The sequence below is a fragment of the Pseudomonas berkeleyensis genome (assembly GCF_014109765.1).
GTDB classification, from domain to species: domain Bacteria; phylum Pseudomonadota; class Gammaproteobacteria; order Pseudomonadales; family Pseudomonadaceae; genus Aquipseudomonas; species Aquipseudomonas berkeleyensis.
Genome location: NZ_CP059139.1, coordinates 1,326,781 through 1,346,619 on the forward strand (window position 1 = coordinate 1,326,781; position 19,839 = coordinate 1,346,619).

Genomic DNA, 19,839 nt, shown 5'->3' on the forward strand with positions numbered 1-19,839 from the left:
TGTCTATATCGATTGAAACAGAACCACTATTAGTGCCAGAGTGATATTTCCAATAATAACTCTCAGCACTTAAAGAGGAAGATATAAGTGACAAAATTAAAAATAAGCAGCGCATAAACAAATAAGGGGCCTTTCGGCCCCTCACCTCAGTCAGAAAAACTCGCCAGTTCGGAAGCCGGTTATGAACGCCCCGGCTACGAACGCGCCGAGCATCACTGACCAGAGCACGGGTTAGGCCTTGCGCAGCATGCCGAACACGACACCGGCGCAGGCCAGCACAGCCAGAGCCAGGGCGACGTAGCCCGCGACCTGACCCGCGCTGGTACCGCCAGCAGTGATCTGCGCTTCGATGCCACTGATGTCGATGGGGATGGCAGCGGCCATGGCCTGGCCAGCGGAAGCCATGGCGACACCAGCACCGATAGCGGCGTTGCGGGCATAGCGACGGGCGCGACCGAAGGACGAAGCGCCGTTTTGCAGTTGGGTTTTCAGTTGTTGCATGGGTGTTACCTCATACGTCGAAGGATGGATGCGACCATTCCACCGGAAAGGCCGATTGCGAAAACCAGCAGCGTGCCGCCGAAACCGACGGCGAACGCCTCTGGCGAAAATCCCCCTGAGACCAGAATGTCCACATAGCCAGCGGCCTCGGGAGGGATCAGGTAGGCCTGATGCCATTCAAGGGCTGTGCAGCGAACGGACGAATCGGGATCCGTCGTCCATGCCGAGCAGCCTTGAACCCACACCAGAGCCATATTCAGTACCTCGGCAGAACGCTATCGATGGGCGCCCAGTTCACGCCCTCAGCGAAGCCATCGGCAGAGCCGAGGACGTAGCCACTCGCAAAGGCGAGTGCGGCGAGGAAGAACAGGCGATTCATGGAACAGCGCTCCAGCAGTTGCCCGACTACTCAGCCAGGCTGGGGTCGCGGATGACCTCAGCCATGTCCAGGCAGTCGGGGCACAGGGTTTGGTGGGGCGCCTGGTTCAGATCGGGCAGCAGGTCGGGCTGTGGGGCAGGCTGGCTATAGAGCTGGCCCATGGGCTGCCCGCAGCAGTCGCACAGCACGCGATCAACGATCAGCACGGCGGCGCCCTCCGGTTAGGCCTTGGCCGCGTCCGGCTGGGTGCCGGTCGGCTTGGCTTGTTGTTGGGTGCCTTGCGGGGCGGCAGGCTTGCCGGCCTGAGCAGGCTTGGCCGACTCGACGTGCAGGACGATGAACTTGCCCGCGTTCTTGGAGCCCCGGTCGATTTCCACGGTGACGCGGACGGTCTCCAGCACATCGAGGCCTTTGCAGGACGCCCAGACTTCGTCCAGGGAGCCTTCTGCTACCTGCATCGAGAGCAGGGAGACGCCCAGATCCTTTTCGCCGTCCGGTTCGTCGCCCAGGTACAGCTTCACCAGATCCACGTTGTCGAACTTCACGCGCTCAGCGCTGATGAATGCCAGTTCCATAGTGGTGCGTGCCATGTGTGTTTCCTCGCTTAGTTGCGCGTTAGTGCGCGGGTTTGCCTTTCAGCAGGCCGAGCGAGTCCACACGGGCAAACTTCGCGTTTTTGCCCAGGTGGTTTTCTCGACTTGCCGAGGTTTTCAGTTAGCGCCGCTGGTGCAGCGGGTTAGTTGTTCAACACCAAGGGCTTTGCCCTTGTAATCCCACTCTTGCCGCCGAGGGCTCGGGAGCGCGGGGCGGTGGAGCTGCCCCACACTCACGAGCGGAGGCTATTTAAGGTGGTGGGTGTTCAAGGGTGCGCTCCGCCCGTGCCTCCGTTTGACCGAACGGTGGAGCGTGTTCGGACAAGCCGGGGGCGCGGCCCTTGACCGGATCAGCTTCGGCGATGGCGGTGAGTTCGTCGGGGGTGCACTGGTGAACGACCTTTGCCATTGCCTGATAGAAGTAGTCATCCACCGACTCCAGCAGCTCGACGGCTTGCCAGGTGCCGAACACGCAGCCCACGGCAAAACCGATAAAGCCCCAAGGCGCCGAATGCCAGAGCAGGGCGACCAGATAGCGGCCAGTGCGGAAGGAAACGGTCATGCGATCACCCCACCAGTTCGAACGGTTCCCGTAACGGCACGAAAGGCGTTGGCTTGCCGGTGTCGCTCACAACGCTCCAATACTTCTCCGGTCGGGACGGTGGCGTGTGTTTCTCGCAGGTATAGGCCGGCGTAACGTGGTTGCGACCATTTACCTTTGACCATTGCGCGGGGCGGCACTCGGTGCATGGTGTGGAAGGGGAGGTAACGCGGCGCACCGGCACCCAGTTGCGGTTCAACCAGCACACAGAGCAATCGCAGTTGTCGGCGTGCGGGTGTCGGTGAAAGGCGAACGTCTTGCCCCGTGGATTGCGGGCGAAGCAGCTCTGGCAGCCGCAATCCTTGTGGTGCGATAGCAGGTACTGGCTCGTGTTGGTCATTGGCCGACACCTCGGGCGTTGCTTGGGTGAAGCTGGCTTGCAGGCGGGTGACGATTTCGGCGTTCAGGGAACGCTTGGCCTTCCATGCGGCTAGCTCCACTTGGGCGCGGAGGGCTGGCGGCATGCGCAGCTTGAATTGCGGGTAGGTGCGGCTCATGCAGACCACCCCTTGCCATCGATTTTCAGTTTTCCAGTGACACCGGCAGCGTGGGCCTGCTGGACGAGGCGGCCGGATTCATTGCCCGAGATAGCGCCTGCTTCATAGAAGCCTTCGATGTAGCCGAGCAGGTAGAACAGGAAGGATTCGCGAGAGTCCTTGCCGCCAGCAGCTAGACGAGCAAGGTCGCGTTCTACGCGTTCATAGAACTGTTGGTGAGAGGGATTAGTCATCGCTGTAATCCCCCGCGCAGAAGATGGTTTTGCCTCGGTCGAGGTCGCGGCGGATGCGGTGCAGGTTGATGACGCGGTGACGGCCGATTTTCACGGTCGGGACGGTGTGGCTTTCGATCCAGCCGCGCACCACGTCTTCGCTGATTTGCTCAGTGCCCAGGAGCTGAGCCAGCACGTATTTCGTGCAGAACGGTGCGTCGCGGAAATCCGTTACGCGTTGGGCGTCTCCCGAAATCGAAAGCCCCACTACACCAGACTGTTCCATGTAATTACCCCTATAATCCGACCCAACGTTCCACTTTTGGGAACCTAATGCGGCGCTCCTAAAGCGTAACTTTTACTCTCGGAGTGAATATTACGCCAAGATTTTGCTGGAGTAAAATTTACGCCTATTGATTTTTTATAAATGGACGCGGTTAGAGATAGAGCGCTTCAATTGATCAAGCGGATAGGCCCGAAGCAGCTGAGCGAGCTGGGCGGGAAGAATCACGACAGATGGAAGAACATCAGTCGGGGAGCTATCCGAATCAGCACGGTAGAGGTGGGTGTGCTTGCAGACGCGTACCCTGAATACGCGTTATGGCTGATATCCGGCCGGATCGAGCCTGAGAATGGCCATATAAGTCCTGACTACGACGAAGCCAATCGAAACTTGGCCAATCCAAACGCGGGATAGCGATCACCCAGGAAGTAGCTAGGCGCTGGTACGCCCGTAAGCAGGTCAAGGACGGCAAGCAATGATCACGCTCGAAGCCCTCGAAAAATTCCCTCGCAGCAAAGCCCTGGCCTGTTCAATAGGGGCTGGCGGGGCTCTAGGCGTATTGGCTTATATAGGGCTGAGGTTCTACGAGAACAACGACGCTGGCTTTCTCTCCATCGTGTGTGTTGTCTCAGCTATCTGGTTAAGCCTTGTATCGAAGCACTGGAATCCGCTGCTAGGTGTGAAGCAGCTCTATCTGTTCGATTGGCCTATCGTGGCTGCGCTCGCTTGGTTCATGACAATCAACGTGCCTCAGCTGGGCCACAAGCTACTGATTGGCATGGTCATGGTGGTCTTTGCGACCGCCGGAGCAGTGTCGGCCCGTAGAAAACGGGCAAGGGAGTAGGGCAGGGGTAGACATAAGTGGTGCTTGCTTGCTGGCGATTTGATGCCAGAGAATGGCCAGAAGGGGCCTGGCTATAGCGAGGCCAATCCACACGCGGGATAGCGACCACCCAGAAAGTAGCTAGACGCTGGTACGCCCGAAGGAATGGAGAATACCAATGAAAAGGATGCTGTTGGCACTGGCCCTAGCCGCAAGCCCCGCTTTCGCAGAAGAATCCAAGCCCGTTGCCACCCAAGTGGGTGATGCTCTCAGACCTGCTGCCGAAGCCTACGGCAAAGGCATGCAGAAGCTGGTGAACGAACTGTTCGCCGGATCCAAAGGCCCCATGGGCGAAGCCGCCCGATCTAATCTAAAAGCCCAAGACAAGCGAGAACGCGAAGCCAATCGCGGGGTTCGTCGCACCATGAAGGAATGCATCAAACCAGGGAACGTAATTGATGATGACGTGAAAGAGTGTATAGAAGGGCTAAGAACTAAAGAATGGTGACCGTAAGGGATTGGGGTTCTTGAGCTTTGAAATATGATTTTCAGAGTTGGCTAAATATAAGTTTATATGGATTCAGAGGGGTGAAATGAAAAAACCAATTATTGAGCATTTTACTATATATGGAATGCATGGGCATAAGAATATCCAAATTGATTTTGCAACCCCCTATAGTATTTTGCTTTCTGAGAATGGGCAGGGTAAGACAACTATATTAAAAATAATCGATGCTACTTTAAATGGGAATATAAAGAAGTTAAGGGATGCTAGTTTTAATTCGCTAGAGATAAAATTTTCAAATGCGAAAGAGTCGATAAGTATCTCAAAGAGCGACCTTGAGTATGAGTGGGAGTCGAGGGCATACGAGCATATAAGATCAAAAGTTGATGAGGAAACATTTGCGGCGATACTGGAGATAGTGACGGCTAATAACTCAAGTAAAGCAATACACGCTGAAATGAGGCGTTTGTTTAAAGATAAACCCATTGAGGTGTCTGGAGTTAGCCGCAGCTTTCCATTTAGTTCAATTGCATTGCGGGATCTTATAGAGGAAAAAGAATCGGTCGCCCTGAAGAAGCAGAATCTTGGATTTTTTAAGGCGATAAAAGATAATTTTCCTCTAAAGACGTTGTACTTGCCGACATATCGCCGGGTCGAAGATTTGATATCTTCTTTAAAATCTGATGATGGCATACAGGGGAATGAGTATATTCGTTTTGGTCTGTCGGATGTGCAGGCTACCCTTGAGTCGATAAAGAAGGAAATTTTAACTTCTTGTAATGACTCTATGTCTCGCATTAATGGGGAGATATTGAATCGGCTAGTTAAAGGGCTTTCTCTAACTGAGGAAGATAGAATGCTGATTCAGAACAATATTGATTCACTTGGTTTGGTTCTGAATCGCTTCGGGAAATCATTGTCCCAAGAGGATAAAGAGCTGATCGCTGCAAAAGTAAAATCCCCCACCGATTTTAATGATGAGCGAAACGAGGCGCTTGTATACTTTCTCTCTAAGATGTACAGCGCTTTTTTGGAGCAAAGAGAGAAAGACAATGCGTTAGGAAGATTTGCTGAGATTTGTTCGAGCTATTTTGTCAATAAGAAAATGACTTATGACGAGACAACCTTGGAGGTCTTTATAACTTGCCTTGATACCGGTAATGGTATTGAGTTTGAGCAGTTGTCTTCAGGCGAGAAGCAAATAGTATCCCTTTTCTCTAAACTGATGCTCGAAAAAGGGCAAGGGTTGTTTGTTCTGTTTGATGAGCCTGAGCTCTCCTTGTCTGTGGAATGGCAAAGGCAGTTGTTGCCGGATGTAATAAATAGTGGCAGTTGTGAGATGCTGCTGGCGATGACTCATAGTCCATTTATTATCTCTAATACAATTGACTATGCAAGTGATCTTAAGTCTTATTTTATTGAGCCGGTGGCAGATAATGACTGATAGATTGGTGCGGTTGTTAGAGTTTGCTACTGAGCCAGAAGTCTATTTTGTTGAGTACCTGAAGGTTAGGGCTGGAGATGGGAAAGGTAAAGTGGTCTTTGTTCTGGAGGGAAAGGATGACCCAAAATTTTACACGGCAAAGTTCGGAGCAATTATAAAGCATGCATGGAAGGCAATGTCGGTGGGTGGAAAGCAGAAAGTTATTGAACTAAGAGAATCGATACGAAAGCATCCGAGGCTAAAAGATGATTTCGTATATTTTTTTATTGATCGCGACTTTGATGATCTAGTGTCGAGCGATGATGTGTATGTGACGCCGTGCTACTCTGTAGAGAATTTATATTGTACTCCGAGAGCAGTAGAGAGGCTTTTAGAGGCGGAGTGCGGGTTGACCGATTATGAAATAGAGAATAGAGAGCAAATACTTAGATTCCTTGTTGATAAGTATGAGTCGATCCAGCGCTCGTTCCATTCAAATAGGAGGACTAGGTTAGCTAATTCGGTATTTCTTTATGTGAGGAAGGTCAAGAATAATAAGAGAATAAGCCTTGATAAGCTTGTTAAGTTGAGTGTTTCAGTTGAAGAGAGTCTTAGAGTTTCCTTGGTAAAAGGACGCTATTTTATCGAGGGGAGAGAGTCTGAAAGGCAAGAATTTAAAGACTTTGTCAAAACAAGCCAGTGTTGGGATGAGGTCTCTAGGCAGCCGGCATTGCGCTTCAGGGGGAAGCAAGAGATTTTAGTCTTGCGAGCGTACCTTGATTTATTAAAGCATGATGGATATCTTGCAAATTTTACTCAAAATAATTTTGGTAGAAGAATAAAGATCGATAACTCTGCAATGTCTAATCACGTGCTGTCAGCTGCATCGCAGTACGCCGAAACACCAGAATGTTTGCATGAATTCTTGAACGGAGTAAATGAGAAGGTCTGTTCGGTGCAAATGGCATAGGTGACTACATAGGGAATATTTTCTGAAAAGGACTGGTTTAACCAGCTTGGGGATGGGCTGAAATGCTCGGTTTATGGGGCTTTCTGGCTCAGTCGGGCGGTTCGTAACGGATTCATAATGCTGATGTCCCAGGTTCAAGTCCCGGTGTAGCCACCATAAATTTCAAGGGGTTAGCGCAAGCTAGCCCCTTTTTATTTGGGCAGTGTCCCCGAACTGTCCCTTTCTTGCCCCTGCTGTATGGGGCACGTCATGTGGGTTCATGCCGCTGATAGTCGGCGGCATGAAGGAGCGGATATCAGAACCTGATCATCATTGCGCTCACCCGAGTATGGCGGCTAGTCAGCTCTGAAGCCTGGCAGTCCGTTAGCGGTGCGCCAAGACTTTATCTTTTGTGTGATACGCGCTGGGGTACATTCGGCGTCAGACTCGCAATAGTAGATCAAATCCGTTCCGTCTGGATGCCCCGTAAGCTCTCGGAATTGATCCAGTAGGATATCTAGTCGGTCATCTGTTTCCGCTTCATTCTCCCGGAAAATATCTTCCATGAATGCGATGAACTCGGCCTCTGTGTAGTCTTCGAATTGACGTTTCATCGTCGTTACTTCCCTTCTGTCTTATGTATCTCTATGTGCCTTTTAGCGGTGACAACTCTAAGGTTGTCGACATCATAGACTTCTCCGCCTTCAGAGATTTTCTCGACATGATGTAGTTCGTAGGTGGATCTTCCTCCAACCCGATCCTTCTCTCGTAATTTGGCAGCTTTCCCCGCAAGCATACGTTTGCGATTAGCGGATATGAACTGGTTCGAGAGGGTCGTGTCCGTACCGACGGTTTTCCAGAATTTCTTACGGAAGGCATCGAAGCTGCTGAACTGCTCCCCCCGCAACTGATCGGCAATCTGTGAGGGAACTGGCGCCCCGAGTTCCCGGCCTGCATTCTCCAGCCAGATGCCAGTTACATCCTGCCCTTGTCCGGTCACGACACCCGGCTCGTGACGCAGGCTCAGCGTGATGTAGATCGGCTGGATATCGGTGCTGGGGAACCAGATGATCGCATCCTGGTACTCGGGCGGATGCACAGGCGTAACCAGGATCTGATCGGATTTCTCCGTCGGTGGGTAAACCCACACGCTCGGCAGTGCGGGTGCTCCTTCCAACGCTGGAATACCCAGCACGTCATTCGGATTCGTAGCCGGTGTCCAGATAAGCTCGATGCCCTGGCCTATATCGGCGACGAACTGGTCGCCCCGTGGAACGGCTGCGATAACTGGCACGTTCTCCCAGCTAGGTTTTCCCCCTGTGTAAAAACCGTAGAGATCGATAGCGCCCTCGGGCAGATGCTTTATATGCAGTCGTGCACGGGTTCGCCCCATATTTAGCAAGGCGTACTGCTCACGAGTGTAAAAGGCGCTGTCTGGGGCAAGGCTGTTATTGGGTAGCAGCATGGCAATGCTGCCTAGCGCTGTACTCGCCATCACGCCGGCTGTGGCTACGCCTTCCGTCAGTGCTAGCGAAATACTTCCACCCAAGCGTGTGGCCAGTGCTGTTCCTGATGTGGAGCCGCCGACCAGTTGCAACGGCGTACCCGTTGCAGAGATAGCGCTCCCGGTGGCGAGCACTGCCCATTCCCCGTAGGTCTTCAATGATTCCAGGGGGATGAAGTTACCGGGTTGCTGATAGTCGATTACGCCATCGGGCAGGTTGCAGGATTTGGCAAATACACAGCCCGCTAACATTGGCTCCGTGTGACGAGGTTCAGGCGGTTGTTCCACGACAAGGGGGTGTGATGGTTGGCTGTCGAAATTGCCGTTATAAGGTTCAGGTTTTGGAGCCGGTCGTTCATGCCTGTTGTTGGGTACATAGCCGCTCATTTTCGATCCGTCGAATGAATAGGACTTAATCGGGTAATCGTACCTTCGCGCGCGTATGCGATGCCCCGTGCATCTGTGTTCAATGCCCTGAAACTTGACCAAGTGAGCATTTATGGGGAGTTGCTGAGTCGGAGTGTCGAACTGCTGCGCCAATCAGTCGGTTTCGCCAGCCTGTGCGAGGAGGTCATCGATATCGGCCCGAATAGTTGGCCCGCCGCGCCGCGTACGTACGGTTTCAGCCAGGCAGCTGTCGTCGAGTATCTCCTGCATGGCTTCGTACCGCGAAGGAGGGACTGCATAGAAAACAGGCACGTTACGATCGAGGATCACCACCGTCTCACTACCGCCTTCGCGGATGATGCCCATAGGGTCTTTCTTGAAGTCAGCCAGCGATGTGGCTGTAGGGGCCAGTATTCTGCAGGTCGTGGCTTTGGGCCGTTCATTGAAGAGCGCTTCACGCAGTATCTGCCGCACTTCCTCTGCCATCGAGCGTCCATTGCGAGCTGCCTGGGCGCGTAAATGTTCCTTGAGGTCGGCATCCAGGTTGCGAATGGTCAGGCTGGCCATCAGTGCCACCAGCGATTGAGCAGGGCACGCAACGAGCTCTCACCGGGTGCTGACGGTGGAGCGAAGCGCGGCATATCGCGCAGGGCTATCCACAGGTCGCCTTGCCATTCCAGCAGGCTGATGCGTTGGCGATCCCAGGCCATCAGCGTGCGTTTTGGTTCCTGCGTGCGATGTTCCCAGGCGTCGCGCAGGGCGGGCAGCGCTTCGTGGGTGAGCCAACGGCGCAGGCTGCGGTTCTCGGGATGGCTGAAACGGCACAGGGCGCGGTAAAGCGCGGATTCGCTGAGCATCTGCACTGGCTCTGCATCGCCCTGGTGGGTACGGAAGATCACCGTGCGCACCTGGTCGTCATCCATCAGCCGGCAGATTCGTTCCGGGTGGCGGTGCCCCATCAACAGGCCGAACTCCTTGGCGCAGACCCAGGGCTGGCGGTCGATCATCACGCCGCGCAGCGGGCGGTTATGCCGCATCAGCAGCAAGGGGACATAGCTTTCTTCCATAAAGGCCTCCGTGGGTTCAGGTAGGCGTGCGTCTTCGCTGGTTGGAGATATGCCAAGTGCTAATCCAGCATGCATTTTTACCGCGTCTCGCCTTGCGGAAACCCGCTACAGGCAGGGTGCGCATCAGAACAGGTATGTTCCATGCGATTACTCCTATAATCGGGCCACCAACAGCGACGCGGTTTAAATGTACTAGGTACATATTCGAATAATACATGCCGCTCGATAAATGTACATAGAACACTTATGGTTTTTTCTAATGAGCGAAGGGATTACCGATAGAGGTCTTAGATTGCTGGAAATTGCCAGCATCAAGGCCTTGGCTGAAGCGGGAAGCACTGCCTATGTGCGCTGGCAGAACATAAAGAGAGGCAAGGCCCGCATCGGGGCGAACGAGATCGAGATTCTCGGTCGAGTATTTCCAAGCTATAGGTGGTGGTTGTTGACTGGCGAAGCGATGCCGGAACATGGTCAGACGAGCCCTGATTACGACGAGGCCAACCGAAACCAGAACGGCTCAAACGCAGGGTAGGGCAGAAAATAAATCTGTCCCCTTTTCCCTGACACGGTGGAGAACACCGTTGCACTTTGTCCGAATTGCCATCGGAAGATGCACGTAGTGAATAATTCTGAAGACCAAGAGAAATTGAAAACTCTGCTGTCCCAACTTTATCTAAGCGCTTAATGGCGCTTTCATGGTTTGTTTTTGGGCTTAATTTTCTTTTTTAGTCGAACCGCAGGGTCAACGTCTATCTTGGATATTTTTACTGAGTATCCAAGTGCGCGAAGGCTTTTGATTGAGTTTTTTAAAGTGACTTTTGCAAAGAAAGGAAGGTCTTGGGGGATCTGCTTGTCTGTCGCGATTGCATAAATGACTTGATAGAGTCTTGCGTCAGGCATTTTTTGGGCGTCAGCTAGCTTTAATCCCGCAGGTAATTTGTTGTTAACCTTTTCGCGAAATTCCTGATCCCGAATAAAAATTTCTGCTGATACGCATCCTTGAGCAAATAAGTGGCTGAGGGTGCTTGAGCTTCTATAATATTTGACATGAATGAAATCTTTCCAGTCTTTGACTAAGTCACAGAACTCGATTTTGTCATAGATCCCCCCGATGTGGATGTTCTTTTTGTCCATTAGGTGATAGCTGGTGTCAAGTTTGCTCGCGTTTTCATTGTATTCGCCTTCTGTGTCAAAGCTGTATATCGGTAGCGGGTGTTCATAGCTTTTTAAATCAGACAAAGATTGGTCGATCTTGCTTGCGAAGTTTTTATCAATTTTATACCAGAGCCCATTCCTTAAAATGTACTCTTCGCCGCCTACAGACACTTCTGCATAGAGACACCTGTAAGCGCTCCAGCTTTTTATTTCTTTGTAGTCGCTATTGTTTATGTGTACCCCTACAGTGTGTAAAGAGTTAACCGTGAAAGGTAGAGCTTTAGTGGTCAAGTAATCTTGAAGGTCACTAATCTCTAGTACGACATGCCTTGGCGTTCTCGGCCACATGTCGAACGAGTAACCGACTTGGTTTTCCCAGTCTACAACTTCTGGCTCCCCTAACCATAAGCGGGAGAAATCCTGTTTGTCTAAAACGTCATCTAACTCTAAGTCAAGGATTTGGCATGTGGCGCTATCTCTGACTCGAGAAACGTTATCGACCCACTCAAAGTTTTCGGGTAGTTTCTGTCTGTACCTGAATAAGGCTTCTCGAAGTATTTCTGCAAGTCCATCCAGATTCGTTGATACAGTCAGTGTTAGAGCGTCTCGGCCTGTTACTTGGGAGCCAAAGCATTTCACAGTTGAAGTGCCTGTTACTGCATAAAGCATTTCTGTTTCTGAATCGATATGCAAGTCGAATATATCTACTTCTCTTGTGCTTTGTGTTCGTGAGTTTAGAGGGTTATGGTCGTAGCTGGCTTTATCTAGGCTTCTCAATTTGTCTGGGTCTACTGAGTTTAAAGTTACCCGTAGGCCAAAGTCCCGTTCAATGTGCTCTCCCTGGAGTAGGTGAAAGCCAGATCCAAAAGTTAATATAAATTTTTCGCCGCAATGACGTATTGCTAAAACCGCCCCAACAGTGCTGGATTCACCAAACGCACCTTCAGGAAGCTCAGGTCTTGAAGTAAATAATTTTGTCCAGGATGGGGAGTGCTTGGGTGGGTCTTTTTTAATGTAAAGTACTGCTGATTCAATGTTCTCAAGTTTGAATTCTATTGGGGGTTTGGCTGACTCTATTTTTAACGTTGTGGAGTCTAGGCTTGAAGGATCTTTAGCCAGATATATGGACAGATGTTGCTTTGTTTCTTTGTCCTTATCGATCATTCGTCCTCCATGACTATCTGAGTAGAAATTTTAGAAAAAGGAAGCCATCAGGCTCAGCCACCATGGAAGGCGACTAGCGATAGAAAAGGAATCTTCGAAAGGGGGAGCACTGCGACGGGCCATCCTTACCTCTAAAAGATCCCTTGAATTGGCACATTGCCAGTAGGGGAAAGCTATCGCGTGAGGGGAGGAAGGTAAAGAGGGAGGGGTGACTACATTGGTCGAATGTTTTGGAACGGACTGGCCTAGCCAGCGTAGAGGAGGGCTGGAAGCCCCGTTCTATGGGTTTTTCTGGCTCAGCGGGGCGGTTCGTCCCACCCCCAACCCAACAATTCCCCACCCCAAAAACAACAAAACCCCGCTTTTGCGGGGTTCTGTTTATGCACTACCTACAACGATCAAACGTTAAAGCGGAAGTGCATCACGTCGCCGTCTTTGACGATATAGTCCTTGCCTTCCAGGCGCCATTTGCCGGCTTCCTTGGCGCCGGCTTCGCCCTTGTACTGGATGAAGTCGTCGTAGGCGATGACTTCAGCGCGGATAAAGCCTTTCTCGAAGTCGGTGTGGATGGCTGCGGCCGATTGCGGAGCGGTGGCGCCGACCTTGACGGTCCAGGCACGCACTTCCTTCACGCCGGCGGTGAAGTAGGTCTGCAGGTTGAGCAGCGAGTAACCAGCGCGGATGACGCGGTTCAGGCCCGGCTCTTCCATGCCCATGGTTTCGAGGAACATCTGCATTTCTTCCAGATCGTCCAGTTCGGCGATCTCGGCCTCGATCTTGTTGCACACCGGTACGACGATGGCGCCTTCTGCGTCGGCGATGGCTTGCACCACGTCGAGCAGCGGGTTGTTCTCGAAGCCGTCTTCGGCGACGTTGGCGATGTACATCACCGGCTTGGTGGTGAGCAGGTGGAAGGTCTTGGCCAGGCGCTTCTCGTCGTCACCCAGGTCCTTGAGCAGGCTGCGCGCCGGCTTGCCTTCGGTGAGGTGTGGGATGAGTTTTTCCAGCAGCGCTTTCTGCGCCACGGATTCCTTGTCACCACCTTTGGCGGTGCGGGCTACGCGTTGCAGTTGCTTCTCGCAGCTGTCGAGGTCGGCCATGATCAGTTCGAGGTCGATGATCTCGATATCACGCTTGGGGTCGACGCTGTTGGCGACGTGGATGACGTTGTCGTCTTCGAAGCAGCGCACCACGTGGGCGATGGCATCGGTCTCGCGGATGTTGGCGAGGAACTTGTTGCCCAGGCCTTCTCCTTTCGAGGCGCCCGCCACCAGGCCGGCGATGTCGACGAATTCCATGGTAGTGGGGATCACGCGCTCGGGTTTGACGATCTCGGCCAGGGCATCGAGGCGCGGGTCGGGCATCGGCACGATGCCGCTGTTCGGCTCGATGGTGCAGAACGGGAAGTTCTCAGCGGCGATGCCGGACTTGGTGAGGGCATTGAACAGGGTGGACTTGCCGACGTTGGGCAGGCCGACGATGCCGCAATTGAATCCCATGGTGTTGTCCCTCGCGCCAAAGGCGGTGAATAAGGTTAAGAAGTGGCTTTCTGGCTGTGCAGCTTGCGCATGGCGACGGCCCAGTCGCCAGCGAGTATTTCCGGCAGGACGTCGAGGGCGAAGCCGATGCTCTTGTCCAGCAGTTCCTGCTCGCTGCGCGGGGCGCGGCCGAGGACGAAACCGGAAACCAGGCTGGCGTGCCCGGGGTGGCCGATGCCGAGCCGCAGGCGGTGGAAGTTATTCTGGTTGCCGAGCTGGGCGATGATGTCGCGCAGCCCGTTATGCCCGCCGTGCCCGCCACCCTGTTTGAGTTTGGCGACGCCGGGGGGCATGTCGAGTTCGTCGTGGGCCACCAGGATTTCTTCAGGCTTGATCTTGAAGAAATTCGCCAACGCCGCCACGGCCTGGCCGCTGCGGTTCATGAAGGTGGTGGGGATGAGCAGACGAACTTCGCGACCCTGGTGAACGAACTTGCCCACCAGGCCGAAATACTTGCGATCTACGCTTAGGTTGACGCGCTGGCTTTCGGCCAGGCGCTCAACGAAAAGGGCCCCTGCATTGTGCCGGGTCTGGTCGTATTCGGGGCCCGGGTTACCCAGGCCAACGATCAGTTGTACGGCAGTCATACAGGAGCCCTTTCTAGGAAATGATCCGGCGTGTCGCCTACCGGATCGGTTTCCGACGCTGCGAGTGGATTACTCGGCAGTGCCTTCTTCGTCTTTAACGCGGCTGGCGTGGATGTTGGCCACTGCCAGGTCGTTACCGTGAGCCAGTGCGACCAGCTCAACGCCTTTCGGCAGTTTCAGGTCGGACAGGTGCAGGTTCTGACCGACTTCTACGGCAGCCAGGTCGACTTCGATGAATTCCGGCAGGTCTTTCGGCAGGCAGGAAACTTCGACTTCGTTGAGGGTGTGGGAAACTTCGCCACCTTGCTGCTTCACGCCAACGGAGGTTGCTTCGTTGATGAAGTGCAGGGGGACGTGGGCGCTCAGTTTCTGACCGGCAACGACGCGCTGGAAGTCAGCGTGCAGAACGAAACCCTTGGCCGGGTGACGCTGCAGGGCCTTGATGACGACGCTTTCTTTGGCGCCGGCAACGTTCAGGCTCAGGACGTGGCTGAAGGCAGCTTCGTTTTCCAGCAGCTTGGCCAGGTCTTTGGCCAGCAGGCTGATGGATTGCGGGGCTTTTTCGCCGCCGTAGATTACGGCAGGAACCAGGCTGGCGTTACGACGCAGGCGGCGGCTCGCACCTTTCCCCAGGTCGGAACGCACTTCGGCATTCAGGGCAAATTCAACAGTCATTTCACTTCTCCAAAATAACCAAACCGCCTTTACGCTTGCGACCAGCGTTGGGGCGGTAGGGCAAAAAGCCCCGCACGTGGCGGGGCGCTTTACGTCAGCGGATGTTCCTTAGCGGAACATGGCGCTGATCGATTCTTCATTGCTGATGCGGCGAACCGCTTCAGCGACAACCGGGGCGATGTCGAGCTGGCGAATACGCGAGCAGGACTGCGCTGCCGCGGACAGCGGGATGGTGTTGGTGACCACCAGCTCGTCCAGCGAGGAATTTTCGATGTTCTCGATCGCGCGGCCGGACAGTACCGGGTGGGTGCAGTAGGCGTAAACCTTGGCTGCGCCGCGATCTTTCAGGGCCTTGGCCGCGTGGCACAGGGTGCCGGCGGTGTCGACCATGTCGTCGACGAGGATGCAGGTACGGCCTTCGACGTCACCGATGATGTGCATCACTTCGGACTGGTTGGCCTTCTCACGACGCTTGTCGATGATGGCCAGGTCGACGCCCAGGCTCTTGGCCACGGCGCGAGCGCGAACGACGCCGCCGATGTCCGGGGAAACGATCATGAGGTTTTCGAAGCGCTGGTCTTCGATGTCATCGACCAGTACCGGGGAGCCGTAGATGTTGTCCACCGGGATGTCGAAGAAGCCCTGGATCTGGTCGGCGTGCAGGTCGACGGTCAGCACGCGGTCGATACCGACCACGGTGAGCATGTCGGCCACTACCTTGGCGCTGATCGCCACACGTGCAGAACGCGGACGGCGATCCTGACGGGCGTAGCCGAAGTAGGGGATGACCGCGGTGATGCGGGTAGCCGAGGAACGACGGAAGGCGTCAGCCATCACGACCAGTTCCATCAGGTTATCGTTGGTGGGTGCACAGGTCGGCTGAATCAGGAAGACGTCCTTACCACGGACGTTCTCGTTGATTTCGATCATGATTTCGCCGTCGGAGAATTTACCGACCGAAGCATCGCCGAGGGGAATGTGCAGCTGACGAACGATCCGTCGCGCCAGATCGGGGTTTGCGTTCCCCGTGAAGACCATCATCTTGGACACGCGCAGTACCTGCCGGCTGGGGGTATACCTGGATGGGTATGAAAAATGGCAGGGGCGGCTGGATTCGAACCAACGCATGCCAGGATCAAAACCTGGTGCCTTACCGCTTGGCGACGCCCCTATATTCAGTATCGAATGCTGTTTGACTCGGTTGACGATGCCTTCCGTGGAAGGTTATGGCAGGGGCGGCTGGATTCGAACCAACGCATGCCAGGATCAAAACCTGGTGCCTTACCGCTTGGCGACGCCCCTGTATCGTATAACCGAATGCTTGGCATTCACTTCTTGGCCAGTGCTTGGAGCTTTCGGTGCAGCATCGAGATGTTGCGACCTTGAGCGACAAAGCTCGGCAGAGTGCCTGGAAGTTGGCGGGCGACTTTATCAGCATCGTCCCGATTTGGGAAGCTCCCAAATACGCAAGCTCCAGTGCCGGTTAATCTTGTCGGAACAAATTTGTTCAGCAAGATCAAGGCGTTACGAACCTCTGGGTAACGCCTCTCAACCACCGGCTGGCAGTCGTTTCGACCACCCCCCGCAAGAAGGCTGCGAACTTTAATGGGCGGCGTATCGCGTGTCAACTCAGGGTCGGTGAAAACTTCTGCTGTGCTGACAAAGACTTGCGGTACTGCGACGAGGAACCAGGGTTCCTCCAGTTCGACCGCAGTGAGGCGTTCGCCAACACCTTCGGCGAAGGCTGCACGGCCACGCACGAAAACCGGTACGTCGGCGCCCAGCGCCAGGCCCAGCTCGGCCAGGCGATCTTCGCCGAGCTGCGTGCTCCACAGGTGGTCGAGACCGAGCAGGGTGGTGGCGGCGTCCGAGCTGCCGCCGCCAATACCGCCGCCCATGGGCAGGCGCTTGTCCAGCCAGATGTCCGCGCCCAGCGGGGTGCCGCTGGCTTCCTGCAAGCGACGCGCGGCGCGCACGATCAGGTTGCTGTCGTGCGCTACGCCTTCGATGGGGGTGTGCAGGCGAATCTCGCCGTCCTGGCGCAGGGCGAAGCCGAGTTCGTCGCCATGGTCGAGAAACTGGAACAGGGTCTGCAGCTCGTGATAGCCGTCGGCGCGGCGGCCGAGGATATGCAGCATCAGGTTGAGCTTGGCCGGTGCAGGCAGGATCAGTTCGGCTTGGGTGGGGATGGCGGTCATGGTCAGGGCTGGGCGTCGTCGCGAGATGGGGTCGATTGTATTCGGGAAATGCATCGGCAGGTGCGTCAGAGGAGCATCGCGGCTGAAACGGAATGCCGCCCAGCCGCTCCTACAAAAGCGCAGCCTCCCCTGTAGGAGCGGCTTTTAGCCGCGAAGTGCTTAGCTGAAACGCTGAACCATCGCCGACGCCTTCGCGGCTGATACCGACTCTAGCGCGCAGCCCGGATGCAATCCGGGGGGATGGGGATTGCCCCGGATTTCATCCGGGCTACGGTGCTGCAAGAGAGCTAGCGTGATGCGTTGAGCCCCCCTCTCCCATTTATGGGAGAGGGGCCGGGGGAGAGGGCGATGGGGCGTTACTGGCCGAGTTGGCGTGGCTGCCAATCCTTGATCACCAGGGTGATTTCCAGATCCTGGCCATAGAGCTTCAGGCGTTCAGGCAGGGCGTAGCCGTTCTGCTCGGCGTAGCGCTGGTACTCGACCTGCCAGCCGTCCTGTTCCAGGCGTGCCAGGTGGCTGTCGCTGTCGAGGGTGATGCGGCTGCGGCTGTCCGGCGCGGGCAGGCCGCGAATCCACCAGAGCAGGTTGGAGACCGGCAGATCCAGGCGCAGTTGTTCACGCAGCAGTGCTTCCGGGGACTCGGCCTGGTAGCGGCCGCGGTTGGAGACTTCCAGCAGGATGTCGCCGGGGCGGCCGGTCAGGCGTGCGGCGCCGCCACCGAGCGGGCCGGAAAGGCGGATGTCGTAGTAGTCCTGGCGCTGTAGCCAGAACAGCGTCGCGCTGCCGGAGTCGCGCGGGGCGCGAATGCCGATCTTGCCGTTGATCTGCCAGCCGTCGAGCTGGGCGATCTGTTTCTTGTGGGCCTGCCAGTCGGCAGGGTTGCCCTGGCCTTCCACCGCTTCACGCGAGGTGAGGCCTGAGCAGCCAGCGAGCAGGGCGATAAGGCTGAATACGAGCAGGTGACGAAGCATCACAGAGTCTCGGAACCGGTCAGGCGCAACAGGGTGTCACGCAGGATTGGGCTGTCGGGCGCATCGGCGAAGGCGTCGCGCCAGACGCGTCTGGCTTCACGCTGTTTGCCCTGGGCCCAGAGCACTTCGCCCAGGTGCGCGGCGACTTCGTGATCGGGGAATCGCTCAAGAGCCAGGCGCAGAAGACGTTCGGCCTCGTCGAGGTTGCCCAGGCGGTAGTTGACCCAGCCGAGGCTGTCGAGAATGGCCGGGTCTTCCGGGTTGAGCTGGTGCGCTTTCTCGATCAGCTCGCGGGCTTCTTCATAGCGTGTGGTGCGATCGGCCAGGGTGTAGCCGAGGGCGTTGAGGGCCATGGCGTGTTCCGGCTCGCGCTTGATGATGTAGCGCAGGTCGGCTTCCAGCTGGGCCAGGTCACCGCGCTTTTCCGCCAGCATGGCGCGGGTATAGAGCAGGTTCAGGTCGTTGGGGAACTGTTCCAGGCCCTGGTTGATCGTGTTCCAGGCGGCTTCGACCTGGCGGCGGTTGCTCAGCCCTTCGGCTTCGATCAGGTACAGCTGGATGGCGTAGTCGGGTTGGGCGTCGCGTGCCTGGGCCAGGCGTGCGCTGGCTTCCTCGTCGCGTTGCTGGTCGAACAGTAGCGCGGCCTGGCGTTGCTGAGCCGGCAGGTAGTCGTTGCTCGGGCCGACCAGGTTGTATTCCTGCAGTGCGCTGTCGATATCGTTCAGCGCCTCGTAGGCGCGGCCCAGGTTGTAGTGGGCGGCGTCGACATGGCTGCGTCGCTCGACCAGCTCTTGCAGGTAGACGATGGCCTCTTCCCAGGCCTCGGCCTCCAGGCACACCAGTGCCAGGGAGAAGCGCAGGTCATCATCGTTGGGGTTTTCCTGTACCAGCTTGGAGAACTCGCCCTTGGCGTCGTCCAGGCGATCCTGCTCGACCAGCAGGCGGGCATAGGTCAGGCGCAGGCGTTTGTCGTCAGGATTCTTGCGAATGCCTTTTTGCAGCAGTGGCAACGCCTCGTTACTGCGGCCGAGGCTTTGCAGCAGGCGAGCGCGCAGCAGGATCGGCGAAACCTCGGTCTGGCTGGCCGGTTGATCCTCCAGCAATTTCAAGGCTTCCTCGGCGCGACTGTCCTGTTGCAGGAGGATGGCCTTGCCGAACAGCAGCTGGCTGTTGTCCGGGTTCTTGCTCAGCAGGCGGTCGAAGCCTTGCAGCAGGCCGGCACGGGTATCCGGGTCGGTTTCTGCGGCGGACAGGGCGAGGAAGTCGAAATGGGTGTCGCCCTGACGTTGCAGCACCTGCTCCATGTAGGTCATGGATTCGTCATAGCGGCCGGCGCGGGCCAGTTGCACGGCGGCGGCGCGCTGCGCGTCGATGTTGTTCGGCGCGTTCTTGGCCCAGATCAGCGCGCTGTCCAGCGCTGGCTGTTCGGCGCCGAGGTATTCGGCGATGCGGAAGGCACGCTCGGCAACGCCGGCGTCGCCCGTGGCCTGCGCCTGTTGCACGTAGTTGCCGAGGGCAATGTCGAAGCGGTTGCGCTGGCCGGCCAGCTCGGCGGTGAGCAGGGCGAACAGGGTTTCCTGGCTGAACGAGCCGTATTCGCTCGGCTCCAGCTGGGTGGTCTGGTCGGCTTCCTGTACCGGTGGCGTGCCGTCTGGCTCGCTGGGTGCGAAGGTTTGGCAGCCGCTGAGAAGGGCAATTGCAGTGACTAACGCGAGGGGTCTGTTCATAGTGCCTTGTCGTGCGTTATTCCGGGGCGACGGCCATGCTGGCTCGTGCCCTGCGACGTTCGCGGCATCATGACACAAGCCTCGGGGCAAGCCCACTGGC

The 19,839-nt window shown here is 55.8% G+C and carries 26 protein-coding genes, 2 tRNA genes and 1 pseudogene; 5 read left to right on the forward strand and 24 right to left on the reverse strand.

Annotated elements, in window-relative coordinates; genetic code table 11:
- Window positions 1–231: 231 nt before the first annotated feature.
- From HS968_RS06150 to HS968_RS06185, 10 genes and pseudogenes are all read right to left on the reverse strand, one after another.
- Window positions 232–501 carry a major capsid protein gene (locus tag HS968_RS06150; RefSeq protein ID WP_182366607.1) on the reverse strand — a complete coding sequence of 90 codons (270 nt, stop codon included), beginning with the start codon at window positions 499–501 and terminating at the stop codon, window positions 232–234.
- 5 nt (window positions 502–506) lie between these two features.
- Entirely contained in the window at window positions 507–755 is a 249-nt protein-coding gene (locus HS968_RS06155) for a hypothetical protein (RefSeq protein ID WP_182366605.1), read from the reverse strand.
- A gap of 2 nt (window positions 756–757) precedes the next feature.
- Window positions 758–880 carry a hypothetical protein gene (locus tag HS968_RS26495; protein WP_272970784.1) on the reverse strand — a complete coding sequence of 41 codons (123 nt, stop codon included), beginning with the start codon at window positions 878–880 and terminating at the stop codon, window positions 758–760.
- 26 nt (window positions 881–906) lie between these two features.
- On the reverse strand, window positions 907–1,086 hold the full coding sequence (locus HS968_RS06160; protein ID WP_106739102.1) for a hypothetical protein: 180 nt from the start codon (window positions 1,084–1,086) through the stop codon (window positions 907–909).
- Window positions 1,087–1,101: 15 nt separating this feature from the next.
- Entirely contained in the window at window positions 1,102–1,470 is a 369-nt protein-coding gene (locus HS968_RS06165) for a hypothetical protein (RefSeq protein WP_182366603.1), read from the reverse strand.
- 253 nt (window positions 1,471–1,723) lie between these two features.
- Window positions 1,724–2,035 (reverse strand): hypothetical protein, encoded by a 312-nt coding sequence (locus tag HS968_RS06170; protein WP_182370594.1) that lies wholly within the window; start codon window positions 2,033–2,035, stop codon window positions 1,724–1,726.
- Window positions 2,036–2,039: 4 nt separating this feature from the next.
- A complete protein-coding gene (pflM, locus tag HS968_RS06175) occupies window positions 2,040–2,414 on the reverse strand; it encodes a lysogeny maintenance protein PflM (RefSeq protein WP_238338958.1) in 375 nt (124 codons plus the stop codon).
- Between the two features lie 79 nt (window positions 2,415–2,493).
- A pseudogene (locus HS968_RS26625) lies at window positions 2,494–2,571 on the reverse strand (Arc family DNA-binding protein); the annotation flags it as partial.
- Complete coding sequence (locus tag HS968_RS06180; RefSeq protein ID WP_182370596.1) at window positions 2,568–2,804, reverse strand: hypothetical protein; 237 nt, start codon at window positions 2,802–2,804, stop codon at window positions 2,568–2,570. The pseudogene HS968_RS26625 and the gene HS968_RS06180, both read right to left, overlap by 4 nt.
- The gene (locus HS968_RS06185) at window positions 2,797–3,069 is read right to left on the reverse strand and encodes a MerR family transcriptional regulator (RefSeq protein ID WP_170965270.1); all 273 of its coding nucleotides are present in this window, start codon (window positions 3,067–3,069) and stop codon (window positions 2,797–2,799) included. Before HS968_RS06185 ends, HS968_RS06180 begins: the two co-directional genes overlap by 8 nt.
- 472 nt (window positions 3,070–3,541) lie before the next feature.
- Between HS968_RS06185 and HS968_RS06190 the strand changes: the two genes are divergently transcribed.
- The 4 genes from HS968_RS06190 to HS968_RS06205 all read left to right on the forward strand — a co-directional run bounded on the left by HS968_RS06190 (window position 3,542) and on the right by HS968_RS06205 (window position 6,787).
- Window positions 3,542–3,910: a hypothetical protein gene (locus tag HS968_RS06190; protein WP_182370597.1), complete on the forward strand. Its 369-nt coding sequence runs from the start codon at window positions 3,542–3,544 to the stop codon at window positions 3,908–3,910.
- Between the two features lie 157 nt (window positions 3,911–4,067).
- On the forward strand, window positions 4,068–4,397 hold the full coding sequence (locus HS968_RS06195; RefSeq protein WP_182370598.1) for a hypothetical protein: 330 nt from the start codon (window positions 4,068–4,070) through the stop codon (window positions 4,395–4,397).
- Between the two features lie 85 nt (window positions 4,398–4,482).
- Window positions 4,483–5,838, forward strand: a complete 1,356-nt coding sequence (locus HS968_RS06200) for an AAA family ATPase (protein WP_182370599.1) — start codon at window positions 4,483–4,485, stop codon at window positions 5,836–5,838.
- On the forward strand, window positions 5,831–6,787 hold the full coding sequence (locus tag HS968_RS06205; RefSeq protein ID WP_182370600.1) for a DUF4435 domain-containing protein: 957 nt from the start codon (window positions 5,831–5,833) through the stop codon (window positions 6,785–6,787). Before HS968_RS06200 ends, HS968_RS06205 begins: the two co-directional genes overlap by 8 nt.
- 335 nt (window positions 6,788–7,122) lie before the next feature.
- Here HS968_RS06205 and HS968_RS06210 read toward each other — a convergent pair whose 3' ends face one another.
- The 4 genes from HS968_RS06210 to HS968_RS06225 all read right to left on the reverse strand — a co-directional run bounded on the left by HS968_RS06210 (window position 7,123) and on the right by HS968_RS06225 (window position 9,724).
- Window positions 7,123–7,380, reverse strand: coding sequence for a bacteriocin immunity protein (locus tag HS968_RS06210; RefSeq protein ID WP_182370601.1), 258 nt, complete (start codon window positions 7,378–7,380; stop codon window positions 7,123–7,125).
- A 5-nt stretch (window positions 7,381–7,385) separates the two neighbouring features.
- Window positions 7,386–8,657 (reverse strand): S-type pyocin domain-containing protein, encoded by a 1,272-nt coding sequence (locus HS968_RS06215; protein ID WP_182370602.1) that lies wholly within the window; start codon window positions 8,655–8,657, stop codon window positions 7,386–7,388.
- Window positions 8,658–8,810: 153 nt separating this feature from the next.
- A complete protein-coding gene (locus HS968_RS26630; protein ID WP_182370603.1) occupies window positions 8,811–9,224 on the reverse strand; it encodes a FitA-like ribbon-helix-helix domain-containing protein in 414 nt (137 codons plus the stop codon).
- A complete protein-coding gene (locus tag HS968_RS06225; protein ID WP_182370604.1) occupies window positions 9,224–9,724 on the reverse strand; it encodes a BRO-N domain-containing protein in 501 nt (166 codons plus the stop codon). Before HS968_RS06225 ends, HS968_RS26630 begins: the two co-directional genes overlap by 1 nt.
- 259 nt (window positions 9,725–9,983) lie before the next feature.
- Here HS968_RS06225 and HS968_RS06230 point away from each other — a divergent pair, with 259 nt between their 5' ends.
- Window positions 9,984–10,256, forward strand: a complete 273-nt coding sequence (locus HS968_RS06230) for a DNA-binding protein (RefSeq protein WP_182370605.1) — start codon at window positions 9,984–9,986, stop codon at window positions 10,254–10,256.
- A gap of 161 nt (window positions 10,257–10,417) precedes the next feature.
- Here HS968_RS06230 and HS968_RS06235 read toward each other — a convergent pair whose 3' ends face one another.
- From HS968_RS06235 to HS968_RS06280, 10 genes are all read right to left on the reverse strand, one after another.
- Window positions 10,418–12,043 carry a TIGR04141 family sporadically distributed protein gene (locus tag HS968_RS06235; RefSeq protein ID WP_182370606.1) on the reverse strand — a complete coding sequence of 542 codons (1,626 nt, stop codon included), beginning with the start codon at window positions 12,041–12,043 and terminating at the stop codon, window positions 10,418–10,420.
- A 398-nt stretch (window positions 12,044–12,441) separates the two neighbouring features.
- On the reverse strand, window positions 12,442–13,542 hold the full coding sequence (ychF, locus tag HS968_RS06240) for a redox-regulated ATPase YchF (RefSeq protein ID WP_182370607.1): 1,101 nt from the start codon (window positions 13,540–13,542) through the stop codon (window positions 12,442–12,444).
- Window positions 13,543–13,577: 35 nt separating this feature from the next.
- The gene (gene pth / locus HS968_RS06245) at window positions 13,578–14,168 is read right to left on the reverse strand and encodes an aminoacyl-tRNA hydrolase (RefSeq protein WP_119695229.1); all 591 of its coding nucleotides are present in this window, start codon (window positions 14,166–14,168) and stop codon (window positions 13,578–13,580) included.
- A gap of 69 nt (window positions 14,169–14,237) precedes the next feature.
- Window positions 14,238–14,843 carry a 50S ribosomal protein L25/general stress protein Ctc gene (locus HS968_RS06250; RefSeq protein WP_119695228.1) on the reverse strand — a complete coding sequence of 202 codons (606 nt, stop codon included), beginning with the start codon at window positions 14,841–14,843 and terminating at the stop codon, window positions 14,238–14,240.
- 108 nt (window positions 14,844–14,951) lie between these two features.
- Window positions 14,952–15,893, reverse strand: coding sequence for a ribose-phosphate pyrophosphokinase (locus HS968_RS06255; RefSeq protein WP_106739119.1), 942 nt, complete (start codon window positions 15,891–15,893; stop codon window positions 14,952–14,954).
- 46 nt (window positions 15,894–15,939) lie between these two features.
- Window positions 15,940–16,014, reverse strand: a tRNA-Gln gene (locus HS968_RS06260).
- 56 nt (window positions 16,015–16,070) lie between these two features.
- Window positions 16,071–16,145: transfer RNA gene (locus HS968_RS06265), tRNA-Gln, on the reverse strand.
- A 26-nt stretch (window positions 16,146–16,171) separates the two neighbouring features.
- On the reverse strand, window positions 16,172–17,041 hold the full coding sequence (ispE, locus tag HS968_RS06270) for a 4-(cytidine 5'-diphospho)-2-C-methyl-D-erythritol kinase (protein WP_182370608.1): 870 nt from the start codon (window positions 17,039–17,041) through the stop codon (window positions 16,172–16,174).
- 356 nt (window positions 17,042–17,397) lie between these two features.
- The gene (gene lolB / locus HS968_RS06275) at window positions 17,398–18,015 is read right to left on the reverse strand and encodes a lipoprotein insertase outer membrane protein LolB (RefSeq protein ID WP_407681644.1); all 618 of its coding nucleotides are present in this window, start codon (window positions 18,013–18,015) and stop codon (window positions 17,398–17,400) included.
- Window positions 18,012–19,739: a tetratricopeptide repeat protein gene (locus tag HS968_RS06280; RefSeq protein WP_182370611.1), complete on the reverse strand. Its 1,728-nt coding sequence runs from the start codon at window positions 19,737–19,739 to the stop codon at window positions 18,012–18,014. The genes lolB and HS968_RS06280 overlap by 4 nt, the downstream gene beginning before the upstream one ends.
- Window positions 19,740–19,839: the final 100 nt, after the last annotated feature.